The following is a 15,366-nucleotide window of genomic DNA, read 5'->3' as shown; positions in this document are numbered from 1 at the left end:
CCACTGAACCCGGAAAATCGAGAGGAACACCATGCCGACCTTTGTGTACATGACGCGTTGCGACGGGTGTGGATACTGCGTCGACATCTGTCCGTCGGACATCATGCACATCGATAAAGTCACCCGGCGCGCCTACAACATCGAGCCGAACATGTGCTGGGAGTGCTACTCGTGCGTCAAGGCCTGCCCGCAGGACGCGATCGATGTGCGCGGCTACGCCGACTTCGCGCCGCTGGGCCATTCGGTGCGCGTCCGGCGCGACGAGGAAAAAGGCGTCATTGCCTGGCGCATCAAGTTCCGCAACGGCGAAAAGGACATGGAGCTGCTGGCGCCGATCACGACCAAACCCTGGGGCAAGCACATCCCGCAACTCTCCGCTGTGCCCGCGCCGAGCCAGGCGATGCGTGACAGCCAATTGCTGTTCAATGAGCCCAAATACATCCGTCTGGACGATGGCGATCTGCATACACTGGAATCGAACGGTCTGGTGATGAAGGAAGGGGTGGTCTACTGATGGCTTACAACACGATGGTCGAAGACAACATTGACGTCCTCGTCGTGGGTGCGGGCCTCGGCGGCACGGGCGCTGCGTGGGAAGCGCGCTACTGGGGGCAGGACAAGAAGATCGTCATCGCCGAAAAGGCCAACATCGACCGTTCGGGCGCGGTGGCTCAGGGCCTCTACGCGATCAACTGTTACATGGGCACGCGCTGGGGCGAGAACAAGCCAGAGGATCATGTTCGTTACGCGCGGATGGACCTGATGGGGATGGTGCGCGAAGACCTGCTGTTCGACATGGCACGTCACGTCGATTCCGCCGTCCACCAGTTCGAGGAGTGGGGCCTGCCGATCATGCGCGACCCCAAGACCGGCCACTATCAGCGCGAGGGGCGTTGGCAGATCATGATCCACGGCGAATCCTACAAGCCCATCGTCGCCGAGGCCGCCAAGAAATCGGCCGACAAGGTCTACAACCGGATCTGCGTCACCCATCTTCTGATGGATGACGCCAAGGAGAATCGCGTGGCCGGGGCAGTGGGCTTCAACGTGCGTACCGGTGATTACCACGTCTTCAAATCCAAAACGGTGATCGTCGGCGCGGGCGGCGCCTCCAACGTCTTCAAGCCGCGCTCGGTGGGCGAGGGCGCCGGCCGCGTCTGGTACGCGCCGTGGTCGTCTGGCTCGGCCTATGGCCTGATGATCCAGGCGGGTGCGAAAATGACCCAGATGGAAAACCGCATCGTGCTGGCGCGATTCAAGGACGGCTACGGTCCGGTGGGCGCCTACTTCCTGCACCTCAAGACCTACACGCAGAACTGCAACGGCGAAGAGTACGAGTCGAAGTGGTTCCCGGCGCTGACCGAAATGGTCGGCAAGGAATATCTCGATACCGAAGGCCAGCATCTGTCCCACAAACCGATTCCGACCTGTCTGCGCAACCACGCCTTCATCTCCGAGGTGAACGCCGGTCGCGGCCCCATCCACATGGTGACCATGGAGGCCTTTCAGGATCCGCACCTCGAGGAGATCGGCTGGCATAACTTCCTCGGCATGACGGTGGGCCAGGCCGTGCTGTGGGCCGCAACTGACGTCAATCCGAAGTTTGAGAACCCGGAGCTGACCACCTCCGAGCCCTACGTGATGGGCTCGCACGCGACCGGTTGCGGCGCCTGGTGTTCGGGCCCCGAGGACGTGTCCCCGCCGGAATACTACTGGGGCTACAACCGCATGACCACGGTCGAGGGCCTGTTCGGCGCGGGCGACGCCGTCGGCGGTACGCCGCACGCGTTCTCGTCGNGGCCGTTCACCGAAGGCCGGCTGGCCGCCAAGGCGGCGTGCAGATACATCGACGACGGCAAGGCTGAGGGCATTCACGTGTCCGACGAGCAGATCGAGCGCCGGCGCCAAGAGATCTACAAGCCGATGGAGCATTACCGGATCTACCGCAACGAAATCACCGCGGGGAGCGTCAATCCGAACTACATCAACCCGCGGCAGGGTCTGGACCGTCTGCAGAAGCTGATGGATGAGTACTGCGCAGGGGCGACGGTCAACTACATGACCAACGACAAACTGCTGCAGATCGGCCTGAAANAACTCAAGATCATGGAAGAAGACCTGGAGAAGGTCGCCGCCGAGGACATCCATGAACTGCTGCGCGCCTGGGAACTGAAGCATCGCCACCTCACCTCCGAAGCGGTCATGCAACACACTCTGTTCCGCAAGGAAACCCGCTGGCCGGGGTACTACTACCGCGGAGACGCGATGAAGCTCGACGACGCGAACTGGCACGTCCTCACCGTATCGCGTCGCGATCCCGAGACCGGCGAATACACCATGGAAAAGGCCCCGTGCTACCACCTGGTCGGCAAGGACGAGTAAGCCGCGGCGCCCTGAAGACCCGCCTGTTCCTGCGCAGTGTTTTTCGTGACCCTACAAGGAATTGCTCATGACCACTTCTGTCGTTCAGGCCGCACCTGAGACCTCGATCAACATCGTCGATCACAGCGACGAAGCGATACTGGAGATCGCCCACCCGATGTGGCGCGACCTGATCAAGTACTCCAACCTGGGGCAATACGGCAAATTCATCCGCAAGTTTTCCTATGACCTGCTGTTCGGCCTCAATGAAATCGAGCTCGGCAAACAGTTCGCCAACAGCGAGCTGACCCGGAGCCTGCGCCCGGACTGGGACTACCTGGGCATCATCCGCAGAGGCCAGCATGTCACGGTGCTGTACCGGGTCCGCAGCACGAAGAAGGAAGGCGAATGGCTCGGGCGTTTGGTGCTGGGCTATGAACAGGGCGAGGTGCGCATCTTTGCCGCCTCCATTTTCTGAAACATGGGGGCGCCCATGAAAGCCATCATCGAAGCCAACAAATATGTCGAACTGACCTACAAGGTCATCGACCGGAAAACAGGCCAGGTGCTGACGATGGTCGAGTTTCCGCTGGGCTATGTCCATGGCGTCAACGAGATACTGTCGCCCCGGGTCATGGATGCGCTCGAAGGCAAATCCGAGGGCGACATCATCGAGGTGCATATCGACTGCAACGACATCTATGGACCACGGGACGAAGCACTGGTGATTGTCGAAGCCATCGCAAACGTCCCCGAGCCCTACCGTGAAGTCGGCACTGCCATCCTGATGGAAAACGACAACGGCCAGACCAGGAGTTTTCTGGTGACCCGGGTGGACACCAGAACGGTGACGATAGACGGCAACAACCCGCTGTGCGGCCGGGAAGTGATTTTCAAGCTGGAGATCCTGCTGGTGCGTGATGCCACCGACGAGGAAATCCGGTACGGCGGCAAGATGGAGGCAGCCCCTGACCTGAACAACTGTCGTGCCGTTCCCATTTGAATGGCGTTGAAACCGCCTGTTTCCCAGCCCCATTTCGTATCGAGAGGTCATCATGAGCGAGCCCACCAAAATCAAGCGTCTGGTCCCGGAAGGCAAATCACGCTTTCTGACCACCCGGCAAAAACCGCCGACTGAGAAGGGCTATGTCGGGTACGAGACCCTTTGGGAACCGTTCCACAAGGAAGTCAAATACACCACGCCCAAGAAGCCGTAAATCCGACGGCCACGCGAACCTGACCGTTCGCGGCCATCTGTAACCCCTATCGGTAACCGCATCAGATGAATCCGGTAGTACCGTCAGTTCTCGTCAGATTTCACCAGGCGCTACTGGACGTTACAGGCAAATAAAAGGCCACAATCCTTGTGTTTAACAAGAATCATGGCCTTCTTTGGACCACCGTGGATCATATTCTGGTGGAGCCGGCGGGAATCGAACCCGCGTCCGCAAGCCCTCTACAGGCAGTTCTACATACTTAGTCCGGTGTTTTTATGCTTTAAGCTCCATCACGCCCGCCGAACAGGCTGGATCTCGCCGAGTCGCCTTGGATTTTGCACCTGCCCAAGCGACCCGGACAAGCACGATTTCATGTGAATTAACTCACTGCCGGTTTGACCCGGCCTAGCCCATGAACAGGCTAGTGTGAGTCCTGGACCTTAAGCGGCCAGGGCGTAGTTTTCGTCGTTTGCGACTAAAGTTTTTCAGTTGGATTTACGAGGTGCTCTGACCCTCGGTATGCCCTACGCTGCTTTGCGACCCACGTCGAAGCCAGGTCGGCCCCATGTGTGTTGCTGCTACAAGTGTACCGCATAGAGGGCGGGGTGGCGGGAAAGTTCCGGGGCGGGGAATAAATCGTGACAGGTCTCAACCCCGTTCGGGCTGAGCCCTTCGACTCGCTCGGGACAGGCTTGTCGTAGCCCTGTGCCCATTCGGACATGCCCTTCGACAAGCTCAGGGCGAACGGTTCACGACCCGTCCGAACGGGCGGCCTTACAGGAAAGGCAAGGGGTTGTGCGTGACCGCAACCGCGACGATGTAGCCGAGCACGAGCAGGGCGGCGATCCAGGCGGCGATGCGCGTGCGCTTGGTCCTGCCGCGCTTGAGTGCGATGGTGCCGAGCACGATGTAGACGATCAGCGCGACAAGCTTGGCGGTGAGCCAGCCGTCCACCAGCGGATATTGGCCTAGCATGATGGCGAGGCCGAAGCCGCTGATCAGCAGAAGGGTGTCGTTGACGTGCGGGACGATGCGCACCCAGCGCGCCTGCAGCCGNGGNGAGTCGACCATCATCCAGACGCCGCGCAGGAGGAATAGCGTTAGCGTGATGGCGATGGTGGTGAGGTGGATATGCTTGAGGAGGGTGTAGTCCATGGTTCAGGGCGCCAGGTAGTCGAGGGTGTCGAGCGGGCGATGGATTTCCGCGTGGGCGCCCCAGGTGTGAGGCTGGTCGGCGGCATCGAGATAGCCCCAGGCGGCGACCAGCGCCGGCATGGCGGCGGCGGTGGCGGCCTGGATATCGCGCTCGGCGTCGCCCAGGTACAGGCACTGCGCCGGCAGGGCATTGCAGAGTTCGGCGGCCGCGAGCATGGGGGCAGGGTGCGGCTTGGGTTGCGGGCAGGTGTCGCCGGAGACGATGCAGGCGGCGCGCTCGGCCAGGTCGAGGATGGACATCAGCGGTTCGGTGAAGCGCGCCGGCTTGTTGGTGACCACGCCCCAGGCGAGGCCGCGCTGCTCCAGCGCATCGAGCAATTCGAGGATGCCGGGGAAGGGCTGTGAGTGGCGGCAGATATTGTCGGCGTACAGCTGCAGGAATTCCTCGCGCATGGACGCAAAGTGCGGGTCGTCGGGATGCAGGTCGAAGCCGAGGCCGAGCAGGCCGCGCGCGCCGTGCGAGGCCTGCGGGCGGATGACCTCGTCGGCCAGCGGCGGCAGGCCGTGGTTCGCGCGCTGCAGGTTGAGTGCGTGGCCGAGGTCGGGCGCGGTGTCGACCAGGGTGCCGTCGAGGTCGAACAGGACGGCACGGATGTTCTCGAGCTTCACGGCTTTACTCCCCGGCGTGTCGCCATCAGGTAGTTGACGTCGGTGTCGGCTTCCAGCCTGTAGATCCTGGTCAGCGGGTTGTAGNGTCATGCCGATCAGTTCCCGGGTGTCGAGCCCGGCTTCGCGCGTCATGCGGGCCAGCTCGGCGGGCTGGATGAACTTGGCGTAGTCGTGGGTGCCGCGCGGCAGCAGCTTGAGCACATATTCGGCGCCGACGATGGCGAAGAGGTAGCTCTTGGCGTTGCGGTTCAGCGTGGAGAAGAACACCCAGCCGCCCGGTTTCACCAGCCTGGCGCAGGCGGCGACGATGGAAGCCGGGTCGGGCACGTGCTCGAGCATTTCCATGCAGGTGACGACGTCGAACTCGCCGGCGTGCTGCGCGGCATAGTCTTCGGCGGATATCAGCTGGTAGTCGACGCTGTGCCCCGATTCGTAGAGGTGCAGTTTGGCGACCTTGAGCGCCTTCTCGGAGAGGTCGATGCCACTCACCGTGGCGCCGGCGGCGGCCATGGCTTCGGCCAGGATGCCGCCGCCGCAGCCGACGTCGAGCACGGTCTTGCCGGCCAGCGGTGCCTGCTTGTCGATCCATTTCAGGCGCAGCGGATTGATTTCGTGCAGCGGCTTGAATTCNGAGTTCGGGTCCCACCAGCGGTGGGCGAGTTCGGAGAACTTGGCGATTTCGGCAGCGTCGACGTTGCTCATGGCTATCCTTGTGGGGCGAGTTTGGTGCGCCAGTAGGCGGCGCGGGCGGTCAGGTCGTCGATATCGAGATCGACCAGACGGCGGTCATTCAGTTTCATCCTGCCGTCGACCCAGACGTGGGTGACGTGCTCGCGACCTGCAACGTAAACCAGGTGCGAGACGGGGTCAAACACCGGCTGGCTTGACAGGGCATGCAGGTCGACCGCGACCAGGTCGGCGCGTTTGCCGGGGACGATGCTGCCGATCTTGTCGTCGAGGTTGAGCGCACGGGCGGCGTCCAGCGTGGCGGCTTTTAGCGCGGCGGCGGCGGGCAGGGCGGCAGCGTCGCCGCTGGTCCCTTTGGCCAGCAGAGCGGCCAGGCGCATTTCGCTGAACAGGTCGAGGCGATTGTTGCTGGCGGCGCTGTCGGTGCCGAAGCCGAGGTTGATACCGGCTCGGATGAATCGGTCCACCGGTGCGATGCCGGAGGCCAGCTTCAGGTTCGAGGTCGGGCAGTGGGCCAGGTGGCAGCCGTGCTGCGCCAACAGTCCGATTTCGGCCTCGTTCACGTGCACGGCGTGGACGCCGATGAAATTCGGTCCCAGTAGCCCCAGGCGCGCCAACCGTTCCAGCGGCCGGACCCCGTATTGCTTCAGGCTGTCCCGGATTTCGTCGGCGGTTTCGTGGATGTGGGTGTGGATGGGCAGGCCGAGTTGTTCGGCCAGCGTGTTGATGCGGCCAAACGTGGTATCCGAAACGGTGTAGGGTGCGTGCGGGGCGAAGGCGAAGCCCAGCAGTGATTCATCCTTCAATTCGTCGCGCAGGGCGAGCCCTTTGGCCAGGTAGTCGTCGGCGTCCGAGGCGTAGGTGCTGGGGAACTCCAGCACGATCATGCCTAGGGTGGCGCGCATGCCGGCCTGCAGGAAGGCTTCGCCTGCGGCCTTGGGGAAGAAATACATGTCGTTGCAGGTGGTGACGCCTCCCGCCAGCATTTCGGCGGCGGCGAGCAGGGTGCCGTCGCGCACGAAGGCCTCGGACACGTGCTTCTTCTCGGCCGGCCAGATGCGGTCGTTGAGCCAGGCCATCAGCGGCAGGTCGTCGGCGAAGCCGCGAAACAGCGACATCGCGGCGTGACCGTGCAGATTGACCAAACCCGGGATCAGCGCCCGGCCCGGCAGGGCGAGCGTCTGCACGGCGTCGTAGCGGGCCTGTGCGGCATCGGCCGGCAGCACGTCGAGGATGCGGCCGTCCACGACGACGACGGCATGGTCGGCCAGCGGCCCCTCCGATTCGACGGGTACCACCCATTGCGGCAGGAGAAGAAGGTCGGCGGGGGCTTTCATGGTGGCGTGGATTCTCGCCGTTTACGATTGGATTGGCAAAGGCGGCCGTGGTTTGGCAAAGGCGGCCGAGCCTCCCGGACATGCTAAAATCGCGTGCTTTAAAGCCTGAATAAATAAAAAACCGGTTATGGAACAGTTTGCCAAGGAAACCCTCCCGGTCAGCCTCGAAGAGGAGATGAGGCGGTCGTATCTCGATTACGCCATGAGCGTGATCGTCGGACGCGCGCTGCCGGACGTGCGCGACGGCCTGAAGCCCGTACATCGTCGCGTGCTGTTCGCGATGAACGAGTTGGGCAACGACTGGAACAAGGCATACAAGAAGTCGGCCCGCGTGGTCGGCGACGTCATCGGTAAGTACCACCCGCACGGCGATACGGCGGTCTACGACACCATGGTGCGGATGGCGCAGGACTTCTCGCTGCGCTACCCGCTGATCGACGGCCAGGGCAACTTCGGCTCGGTCGACGGCGACAACGCGGCGGCGATGCGTTATACCGAAGTGCGCATGGCGAAGATCGCGCACGAACTGCTGGCCGACCTCGACAAGGAAACGGTCGACTTCGGTCCCAACTATGACGGCTCCGAGCAGGAACCGCTGGTGTTACCGACCAAGATCCCCAACCTGCTGATCAACGGTTCGTCCGGCATCGCGGTGGGCATGGCGACCAATATCCCGCCGCACAACCTCACCGATATCTGTGCCGCGCTGTTCGCGTTGCTGGACGACCCCGAGATCGACATCGAGTCGCTGATCGCCATCGTCAAGGCGCCGGATTTCCCGACAGCAGGCATCATCTACGGCCTGTCGGGCGTGCGCGACGGCTACCGCACCGGCCGCGGCCGCGTGGTGATGCGCGCCACCTGCCACATCGAGGATCTCGACAAGAGCGGCGGCAAGCAGGCCATCATCATCGACGAGCTGCCCTACCAGGTGAACAAGGCCAACCTGCTGATCAAGATCGGCGAGCTGGTGCGCGAAAAGCAGATCGACGGCATTGCCGACCTGCGCGACGAGTCCGACAAGTCGGGCATGCGTGTCTACATCGAGTTGAAGCGCGGCGAGAACGCCGACGTGATCCTGAACAACCTGTACAAGCAGACGCAGATGCAGGACACCTTCGGCATGAACATGGTGGCGCTGATCGAAGGCCAGCCGCGCCTGCTCAACCTGAAGGAAATGCTTGATGCCTTCCTGCGCCACCGCCGCGAAGTCGTCACCCGCCGTACGGTGTTCGATCTGCGCAAGGCGCGCGAACGCGGCCATATCCTCGAAGGCCTCGCCGTGGCGCTGGCCAACGTCGACGAGATCGTGGAACTGATCAAGTCCTCGGAAACGCCTGCGATCGCCAAGGAGCGCCTGCTCGGCCGCGCCTGGAAATCGGCGATGGTCGAGGAAATGCTGGCGCGCATCGATCCCGAATACTCGCGCCCGGTGAACATCGGTCCCGAGTTCGGCCTGCACGCCGACGGCTACCGTCTGTCCGAGATCCAGGCGCAGCGCATCCTCGAAATGCAGCTGCAGCGCCTGACCAACCTGGAATCGGACAAGATCCTCTCCGAGTACAAGGAGATCATGGCGAAGATCGCCGATCTGCTCGATATCCTGGCCAATCCTTCGCGCATCACCCAGATCATCCGTGAGGAACTGACCCAGGTGCAGGAGCAGTTCGGCGACGCGCGTCGCTCGACCATCGTCGAGAACGCGCAGGACATGTCGATGGAGGACCTGATCAAGCCGGAAGAGATGGTGGTCACGCTGTCGCATGGCGGCTACATGAAGTCGCAGCCGATCGACGACTACCGTGCGCAGAAGCGCGGCGGACGTGGCAAGCAGGCAGCGGGCACCAAGGACGAAGACTTCATCGAGAAGATGTTCATCGCCAATACCCACGACTACATCCTCTGCTTCTCCAACCGTGGCCGGCTGTACTGGCTCAAGGTCTACAACGTGCCGCAGGGCGGACGGGCGGCGCGCGGCAAGCCCATCGTCAACCTGCTGCCGCTGGAAGACGGCGAGAAGATCAACGCGCTGCTGCCGGTCAAGACCTTCGACGACGATCAATATGTCTTCATGGCGACCAGCAACGGCATCGTCAAGAAGACGCCCTTGAGCGACTTCTCGCGTCCGCGCACCGCCGGCATCATCGCGGTGGGGCTGGACGACGGCGATTTCCTCATCGGCGCGTCGATCACCGACGGCCGCCACGACGTGATGCTGTTCTCCGACGGCGGCAAGGCGGTGCGCTTCGACGAGAACGACGTACGCCCGATGGGCCGCACCGCGCGCGGCGTGATCGGCATGAAGCTTGCCAAAGGCAAGAAGCTGATTTCGCTGCTGGTGGCCGAGGACGAGAACGATTTCGTGCTGACCGCGACCGAGAACGGCTTCGGCAAACGCACGCCGATCGCCGAATACACCCGCCACGCGCGTGCGACGCAGGGCATGATTGCGATCCAGACCAGCGAACGGAATGGCAAGGTGGTGGCTGCGACATTGGTGAAGCCGGACGACGAGATCATGTTGATCACCACCGGTGGCGTGCTGATCCGTACCCGTGTCAAGGAAATCCGTGCCATGAGCCGCGCGACGCAGGGCGTCACGCTGATCAACCTGGACAAGGGCGAGACACTGATCAGCCTGGAAAAAGTGGCTGAAACCGACAACGACGAGGAATGAAGGGGACACGCATGACCATTTACAACTTCAGTGCCGGCCCGGCCGTGCTGCCCAAGGATGTGTTGCAACAGGTGCAGACCGAACTGGTCGACTGGCACGGCTCCGGCATGTCGGTGATGGAAATGAGCCACCGCGGCAAGGAGTTCATGGGCATCGCCGCCGAGGCCGAAACCGATCTGCGTGAACTGATGGGCATCCCCGCCAATTACAAGGTGCTGTTCCTACAGGGTGGGGCGTCGTCGCAGTTCGCCATGGTGCCAATGAACCTGCTGCGCGGCAAAACCAGCGCCGATTACCTGAATACCGGCGAATGGTCGAAGAAGGCGATCAAGGAAGCGAAGAAATACGGCACGGTCAACGTCGTGGCCTCCAGCGAGGACAAGAACTTCAGCTATGCGCCGACACAGGACCAATGGAAGCTCGATCCCAACGCGGCCTACGTCCACTACACGCCCAACGAGACCATCGGCGGCGTGGAGATCTTCTGGACGCCCGAGACCGGCAGCGTCCCGCTGGTGGCCGACATGTCGTCGACCATCCTGTCGCGCCCGATCGACGTATCGAAGTTCGGCGTGATCTACGCCGGCGCGCAAAGAACATCGGCCCGGCCGGGCTGACCATCGTCATCGTGCGCGACGACCTGATCGGGGAGACGCTGAAGGGCACGCCGACCATGTTCGACTACAAGATCCACGCCGACAACGATTCGATGTACAACACACCGGCGACCTTCGCCATGTACACGGCGGGGCTGGTATTCAAGTGGCTGAAGGTGCGCGGCGGCCTCGCCGCGATGGAAAAGACCAACCGCGAGAAAGCCGGCCTGCTGTACGACACCCTCGATGCGACCGACTTCTACAACTCGCCGGTGGCGAAAGACAACCGCTCGCTGATGAACGTGCCGTTCACGCTCAAGGACGCCGCGCTCGACGAGGCCTTCCTCAAGACTGCCAAGGAACGCGGCCTGCTGCAGCTGAAGGGCCACCGCTCGGTCGGCGGCATGCGCGCCTCGATCTACAACGCGATGCCGGTCGAGGGCGTGCGCGCGCTGGTCGACTGCTTGCGCGAATTCGAGAAAAGCCATGGCTGAGCCGCGCAAGATCCTCACGCTCAACGCCATTTCTGCGCGCGGATTGGCGCGACTGCCGGAGGCCTATACAGTCGGCGGCGACGTGACCGACCCGGACGGCATCCTGGTGCGTTCGGCCAACATGCATGAAATGGACATCCCGGCATCGGTGCGCGCGATCGCGCGTGCCGGCGCAGGGACCAACAACATCCCGGTGAAGAAGCTGTCGGAACGTGGCGTGCCGGTGTTCAATGCGCCGGGTGCCAATGCCAATGCAGTGAAGGAATTGGTGATCGCCGGCATGCTGCTGGGCGCGCGCAACCTGGTGCCGGCGCTGAAGTTCGTCGAGGGGCTCTCAGGCAGCGACGAGGAGATGCACAAGGCGACCGAGGCCGGCAAGAAACAGTTTGCCGGTATGGAACTGCCGGGCCGCACGCTGGGCGTGATCGGCCTGGGCGCCATCGGTTCCACCATTGCCGAGGCGGCGATCAAGCTCGGCATGAACGTGGTCGGCTTCGATCCGGCGATCACCGTCGACGCCGCGTGGCGGTTGCCGTCGCAGGTCAGGCGGGCGGAGAGCGTCGAGGACGTGCTGCGCATGGCCGACTTCGTCACCCTGCACGTGCCGCTGCTGGACGCCACGCGCAACCTCGTCAACGCCCAGCGGCTGGGGATGATGCGTTCGNGGGCGGTGCTGCTCAATTTCGCGCGCGAAGGCGTGGTCGACAATGCGGCCGTGATCGAGGCGCTGGACGCCGGCAAGCTGCATGCCTATATCTGCGATTTCCCGGCCAATGCGCTGAAGGGCCACGCCAAGGTGGTTGCGTTGCCGCATCTCGGCGCCTCCACCGAGGAGGCCGAAGAAAACTGCGCGGTGATGGTGGCCGAGCAGCTCGCCGACTATCTGGAAAACGGCAACATCCTCAATTCGGTCAACTTCNCCAACGTCAGCATGGCGCGCGAATCCGCATACCGCATCGCGATTGCCAACGCCAACGTGCCCAACATGGTGGGACAGATCTCGTCGGTGCTTGCTGCCGCCGGGCTCAACATCCACAACATGGTCAACAAGTCGAAGGGCGACATGGCCTATACGCTGGTCGACGTCGACAGCGCCGTGACCGCCGCAGTGATGCAGCAACTCTCCGCCATTGCCGGCGTGCTGGCGGTGCGCTACCTGCCGGCATGATGGACGACGCGTTGAAGGCGCTGCGTGCGCGCATCGACAGCATCGACGACGCCATCCTGCAACTGATCTCGGAGCGGGCGGGCATCGCCCAGCAGGTTGGACGCGCCAAGAACGGCGAGAAGATCTATCGCCCCGAACGCGAGGCGCAGATCGTGCGGCGCCTGCGCGAGACCAATCCCGGTCCGCTGTCGGGCGATGCGGTCGAGCGCCTGATCCGCGAAATCATCTCCGCCTGCCGTGCGCTGGAGCAGACCACCCGCATCGCCTATCTCGGTCCGGCCGGCACGTTCAGCCAGCAGGCGGTCCACAAGCATTTCGGCCATGAGGCCGAGGCGCTCGCCGAGGCCGACATCGACGCCTGCTTCCAGGCGGTCGAGACCGGACGTGCCGATTTTGCCGTGGTGCCGGTGGAGAACTCGACCGAAGGGGTGATCGGCCGCACGCTCGACCTCATCGTCGCCAGCACGCTCAAGATCTGCGGCGAGGTCATGCTGCCGATCCATCAGACGCTCATGAGAAAACATGGCGGGCTGGGTGGCATCCAGCGCGTGTATGGCCACGCGCAATCGCTTGCCCAGTGCCAGCAGTGGCTCAGTCGCCATCTTCCTAATGCCGAACGCGTCAGCGTAGTCAGCAATAGCGAAGGGNCGCGCCGCGCCGCCGCCGAACCCGATGCCGCCACGCTGGGCAGCGAAGCCGCCGCCGAACTGTATGGCCTTGACGTGGTGGAAGCGCGCGTCGAAGACGAAGCCAGCAATACCACCCGCTTTCTGGTGCTGGGGCAGAACGACTCCCCGCCGTCGGGCCGCGACAAGACCTCGCTGGTGATGAGCACGAAGAACGAGCCGGGTGCGGTGGTCAGGCTGCTGCAACCGCTCGCCGACGCCGGCATCTCCATGAGCAAGCTTGAATCGCGGCCGGCGCGTTCGGGCAACTGGGAATACCTCTTCTTCGTCGTCTGCCAGGGGCATCGCCAGGATGCGAATCTGGCCGCGGCGCTTGCCGAAATCGAGACGCGCGCCGCTTTCCTCAAGATTCTGGGTTCCTACCCCGTCGCATCGTGATGAATTGTTGTGAATTCGCGCCGCCGTATGTGCGTGCGATCGCCCCGTACCAGCCCGGCAAACCCATTTCCGAACTTGCGCGCGAACTGGGATTGAACGAAGCCGACATCGTCAAGCTCGCATCGAACGAGAACCCGCTCGGCCCCAGTCCGATGGCCCTGGCGGCGGCGCAGGACGCATTGCACGACATGGCCCTGTATCCCGACGGCGCCGGTTTCGCGCTGAAGGCGAAGCTGTCGGAAAAACTCGGCGTCGCGGCGAACCAGGTCGTGCTGGGCAACGGTTCGAACGACATCCTCGACATGGCCGCGCGCGCCTTCCTCGCACCGGGCACGTCCTCGGTCTACGCCCAGCACGCCTTCGCCGTGTACCCAATCGCCACGCAGACCGTGGGCGCGCAGGGCATCGCGATGCCGGCGAAGAACTATGGCCACGATCTCGCGGCGATGCGCGCTGCGATCCGTGACGACACCCGCGTGCTGTGGATCGCCAACCCCAACAACCCGACCGGCACCTTCCTGCCGTGGGCGGAGATCGAGGCCTTTCTCGAAACCGTGCCGTCCCAGGTGCTCGTCGTGCTCGACGAGGCCTACGGCGAATATCTGCCAACCGACGACCGCTGCGACACCCTCGCGTGGATCGAACGTTTCCCCAATCTGCTGATCAGCCGCACCTTCTCCAAGGCCTATGGCTTGGCCGGGCTGCGCGTCGGCTACGGCGTCGGGCATCCCGACGTCATCGACCTGCTGAACCGGGTGCGCCACCCCTTCAACGTCAATGCGCCTGCGCTCGCCGCTGCCGAGGCCGCGCTCGACGACATCGAGTTCCTGCTGCGCAGCTATGCGCTGAACAGCGCCGGCATGGCGCAGCTGACGGCAGGGCTGACAGATATGAACGTCGCCACCGTGCCGTCGAAGGGCAATTTCCTGCTGGCCAAAGTCGGCGACGTCGCGCGCATCAACGCCGAATTGCTGAAGCGCGGCGTCATCGTGCGCCCGGTCGCCAATTACGGCCTGCCGGAATTCCTGCGTGTGTCGGTCGGCCTGGCCGGGCAGAACGCCCGCTTCCTCGACGCGTTGAGAGCTTGTCTGTGATCGTCGACAGACTCGCTCTCGTCGGCACCGGCCTCATCGGCGGCTCGTTCGCGTTGGCGCTGAAGCAGGTCGGCGCGGTGCGCGAGGTGCTCGGGGTCGGGCGGGATCCCGCGCGGCTCACCGTCGCGCGCGAACTCGGCCTGATCGACCGTGCCGCCGACTGGGCGGAAGCCGGGCAGGCCGACTGCATCCTGCTGGCCATGCCAGTGGGCGAGACCGAAGCCGTATTGAACAAGCTGGCGCCACATCTGAAAGCCGGCGCCATCGTCACCGACGCTGGCAGCACCAAGGCGAACGTGGTCGAGGCGGCGCGCGCCGCGCTCGGCACACGTTTTGCCGATTTCGTGCCTGGCCATCCGATCGCGGGTTCGGAACAAAGCGGGCCCGGTGCTGCGCGCGCCGATCTCTATCAGGGCAAGCGCGTGGTGCTGACGCCGCAGGATGAGACCCGCGCCGACGCGGTCGCTACCGTGCGTGCACTGTGGGAAGCGGCCGGAGCACAGGTCGAAACACTGGAGGCCGCACAGCACGACCGCATCTTCGCGGCAGTGAGCCATTTGCCGCATCTCGCAGCATTTGCCTTGGTGGATGACCTTGCACAACGCGCCGATGGCGATACGTTCTTCCGGTTTGCCGCCAGCGGCTTCCGCGATTTCACCCGCATCGCCGGCAGCAGCCCGGAGATGTGGCGCGACATTGCGCTGGCGAACCGGGAGGCGCTGGTGGCCGAACTGGACGCCTATCTGGACGCCTTGCAGACGCTGCGCCAGGCGGTCGATGCAGGGGATGCCGATGCCTTGTTGAAGATTTTTCGCGCGCCCGTGCGGCACGCGAACACTGGTTGAAG

The 15,366-nt window shown here is 63.5% G+C and carries 13 protein-coding genes, 1 other RNA gene and 2 pseudogenes; 11 read left to right on the top strand and 5 right to left on the bottom strand.

The window, feature by feature from the left end; all coding sequences use genetic code 11:
- Positions 1 to 31 precede the first annotated feature (31 nt).
- From aprB to HZY77_RS05900, 5 genes are all read left to right on the top strand, one after another.
- On the top strand, positions 32 to 514 hold the full coding sequence (aprB, locus tag HZY77_RS05920) for an adenylyl-sulfate reductase subunit beta (protein ID WP_296819712.1): 483 nt from the start codon (positions 32 to 34) through the stop codon (positions 512 to 514).
- A complete protein-coding gene (gene aprA, locus HZY77_RS05915; RefSeq protein WP_296819710.1) occupies positions 514 to 2,382 on the top strand; it encodes an adenylyl-sulfate reductase subunit alpha in 1,869 nt (622 codons plus the stop codon). The genes aprB and aprA overlap by 1 nt, the downstream gene beginning before the upstream one ends.
- 67 nt (positions 2,383 to 2,449) lie before the next feature.
- Positions 2,450 to 2,839: a hypothetical protein gene (locus tag HZY77_RS05910; protein ID WP_296819708.1), complete on the top strand. Its 390-nt coding sequence runs from the start codon at positions 2,450 to 2,452 to the stop codon at positions 2,837 to 2,839.
- Positions 2,840 to 2,854: 15 nt separating this feature from the next.
- Positions 2,855 to 3,364 (top strand): peptidylprolyl isomerase, encoded by a 510-nt coding sequence (locus tag HZY77_RS05905; protein WP_296819706.1) that lies wholly within the window; start codon positions 2,855 to 2,857, stop codon positions 3,362 to 3,364.
- A 52-nt stretch (positions 3,365 to 3,416) separates the two neighbouring features.
- Entirely contained in the window at positions 3,417 to 3,578 is a 162-nt protein-coding gene (locus tag HZY77_RS05900; protein ID WP_296819703.1) for a hypothetical protein, read from the top strand.
- Positions 3,579 to 3,776: 198 nt separating this feature from the next.
- On the opposite strand, the gene ssrA is transcribed toward HZY77_RS05900, so the two are convergent.
- From ssrA to HZY77_RS05875, 5 genes and pseudogenes are all read right to left on the bottom strand, one after another.
- Positions 3,777 to 4,143: a transfer-messenger RNA gene (gene ssrA, locus HZY77_RS05895) on the bottom strand.
- A 209-nt stretch (positions 4,144 to 4,352) separates the two neighbouring features.
- Positions 4,353 to 4,733: a SirB2 family protein gene (locus HZY77_RS05890; protein WP_296819701.1), complete on the bottom strand. Its 381-nt coding sequence runs from the start codon at positions 4,731 to 4,733 to the stop codon at positions 4,353 to 4,355.
- Positions 4,734 to 4,736: 3 nt separating this feature from the next.
- Positions 4,737 to 5,402, bottom strand: coding sequence for an HAD-IA family hydrolase (locus HZY77_RS05885; protein ID WP_296819698.1), 666 nt, complete (start codon positions 5,400 to 5,402; stop codon positions 4,737 to 4,739).
- Positions 5,399 to 6,104, bottom strand: a pseudogene (gene ubiG / locus HZY77_RS05880) (bifunctional 2-polyprenyl-6-hydroxyphenol methylase/3-demethylubiquinol 3-O-methyltransferase UbiG). The gene HZY77_RS05885 and the pseudogene ubiG overlap by 4 nt, the downstream one beginning before the upstream one ends.
- A gap of 2 nt (positions 6,105 to 6,106) precedes the next feature.
- On the bottom strand, positions 6,107 to 7,426 hold the full coding sequence (locus tag HZY77_RS05875) for a TRZ/ATZ family hydrolase (RefSeq protein WP_296819695.1): 1,320 nt from the start codon (positions 7,424 to 7,426) through the stop codon (positions 6,107 to 6,109).
- A gap of 127 nt (positions 7,427 to 7,553) precedes the next feature.
- Between HZY77_RS05875 and gyrA the strand changes: the two genes are divergently transcribed.
- The 6 genes and pseudogenes from gyrA (at position 7,554) to HZY77_RS05845 (ending at position 15,364) form a co-directional block, all read left to right on the top strand.
- Entirely contained in the window at positions 7,554 to 10,103 is a 2,550-nt protein-coding gene (gene gyrA, locus HZY77_RS05870) for a DNA gyrase subunit A (protein WP_296819692.1), read from the top strand.
- 11 nt (positions 10,104 to 10,114) lie between these two features.
- Positions 10,115 to 11,193 (top strand): annotated as a pseudogene (gene serC, locus HZY77_RS05865) (3-phosphoserine/phosphohydroxythreonine transaminase).
- Positions 11,186 to 12,361, top strand: coding sequence for a phosphoglycerate dehydrogenase (locus HZY77_RS05860; RefSeq protein WP_296819690.1), 1,176 nt, complete (start codon positions 11,186 to 11,188; stop codon positions 12,359 to 12,361). The pseudogene serC and the gene HZY77_RS05860 overlap by 8 nt, the downstream one beginning before the upstream one ends.
- The gene (gene pheA, locus HZY77_RS05855; RefSeq protein WP_296819687.1) at positions 12,361 to 13,425 is read left to right on the top strand and encodes a prephenate dehydratase; all 1,065 of its coding nucleotides are present in this window, start codon (positions 12,361 to 12,363) and stop codon (positions 13,423 to 13,425) included. Before HZY77_RS05860 ends, pheA begins: the two co-directional genes overlap by 1 nt.
- Positions 13,425 to 14,519: a histidinol-phosphate transaminase gene (gene hisC, locus HZY77_RS05850; protein WP_296819683.1), complete on the top strand. Its 1,095-nt coding sequence runs from the start codon at positions 13,425 to 13,427 to the stop codon at positions 14,517 to 14,519. Before pheA ends, hisC begins: the two co-directional genes overlap by 1 nt.
- On the top strand, positions 14,516 to 15,364 hold the full coding sequence (locus HZY77_RS05845; protein ID WP_296819680.1) for a prephenate dehydrogenase/arogenate dehydrogenase family protein: 849 nt from the start codon (positions 14,516 to 14,518) through the stop codon (positions 15,362 to 15,364). Before hisC ends, HZY77_RS05845 begins: the two co-directional genes overlap by 4 nt.
- Positions 15,365 to 15,366 lie beyond the last annotated feature (2 nt).

The sequence above is a fragment of the Thiobacillus sp. genome (assembly GCF_013693775.1).
Taxonomy (GTDB): Bacteria; Pseudomonadota; Gammaproteobacteria; order Burkholderiales; family Thiobacillaceae; genus Thiobacillus.
The sequence above is the reverse complement of the archived record's forward strand: the minus strand, read 5'-3'. Positions and strand labels throughout refer to the sequence as shown.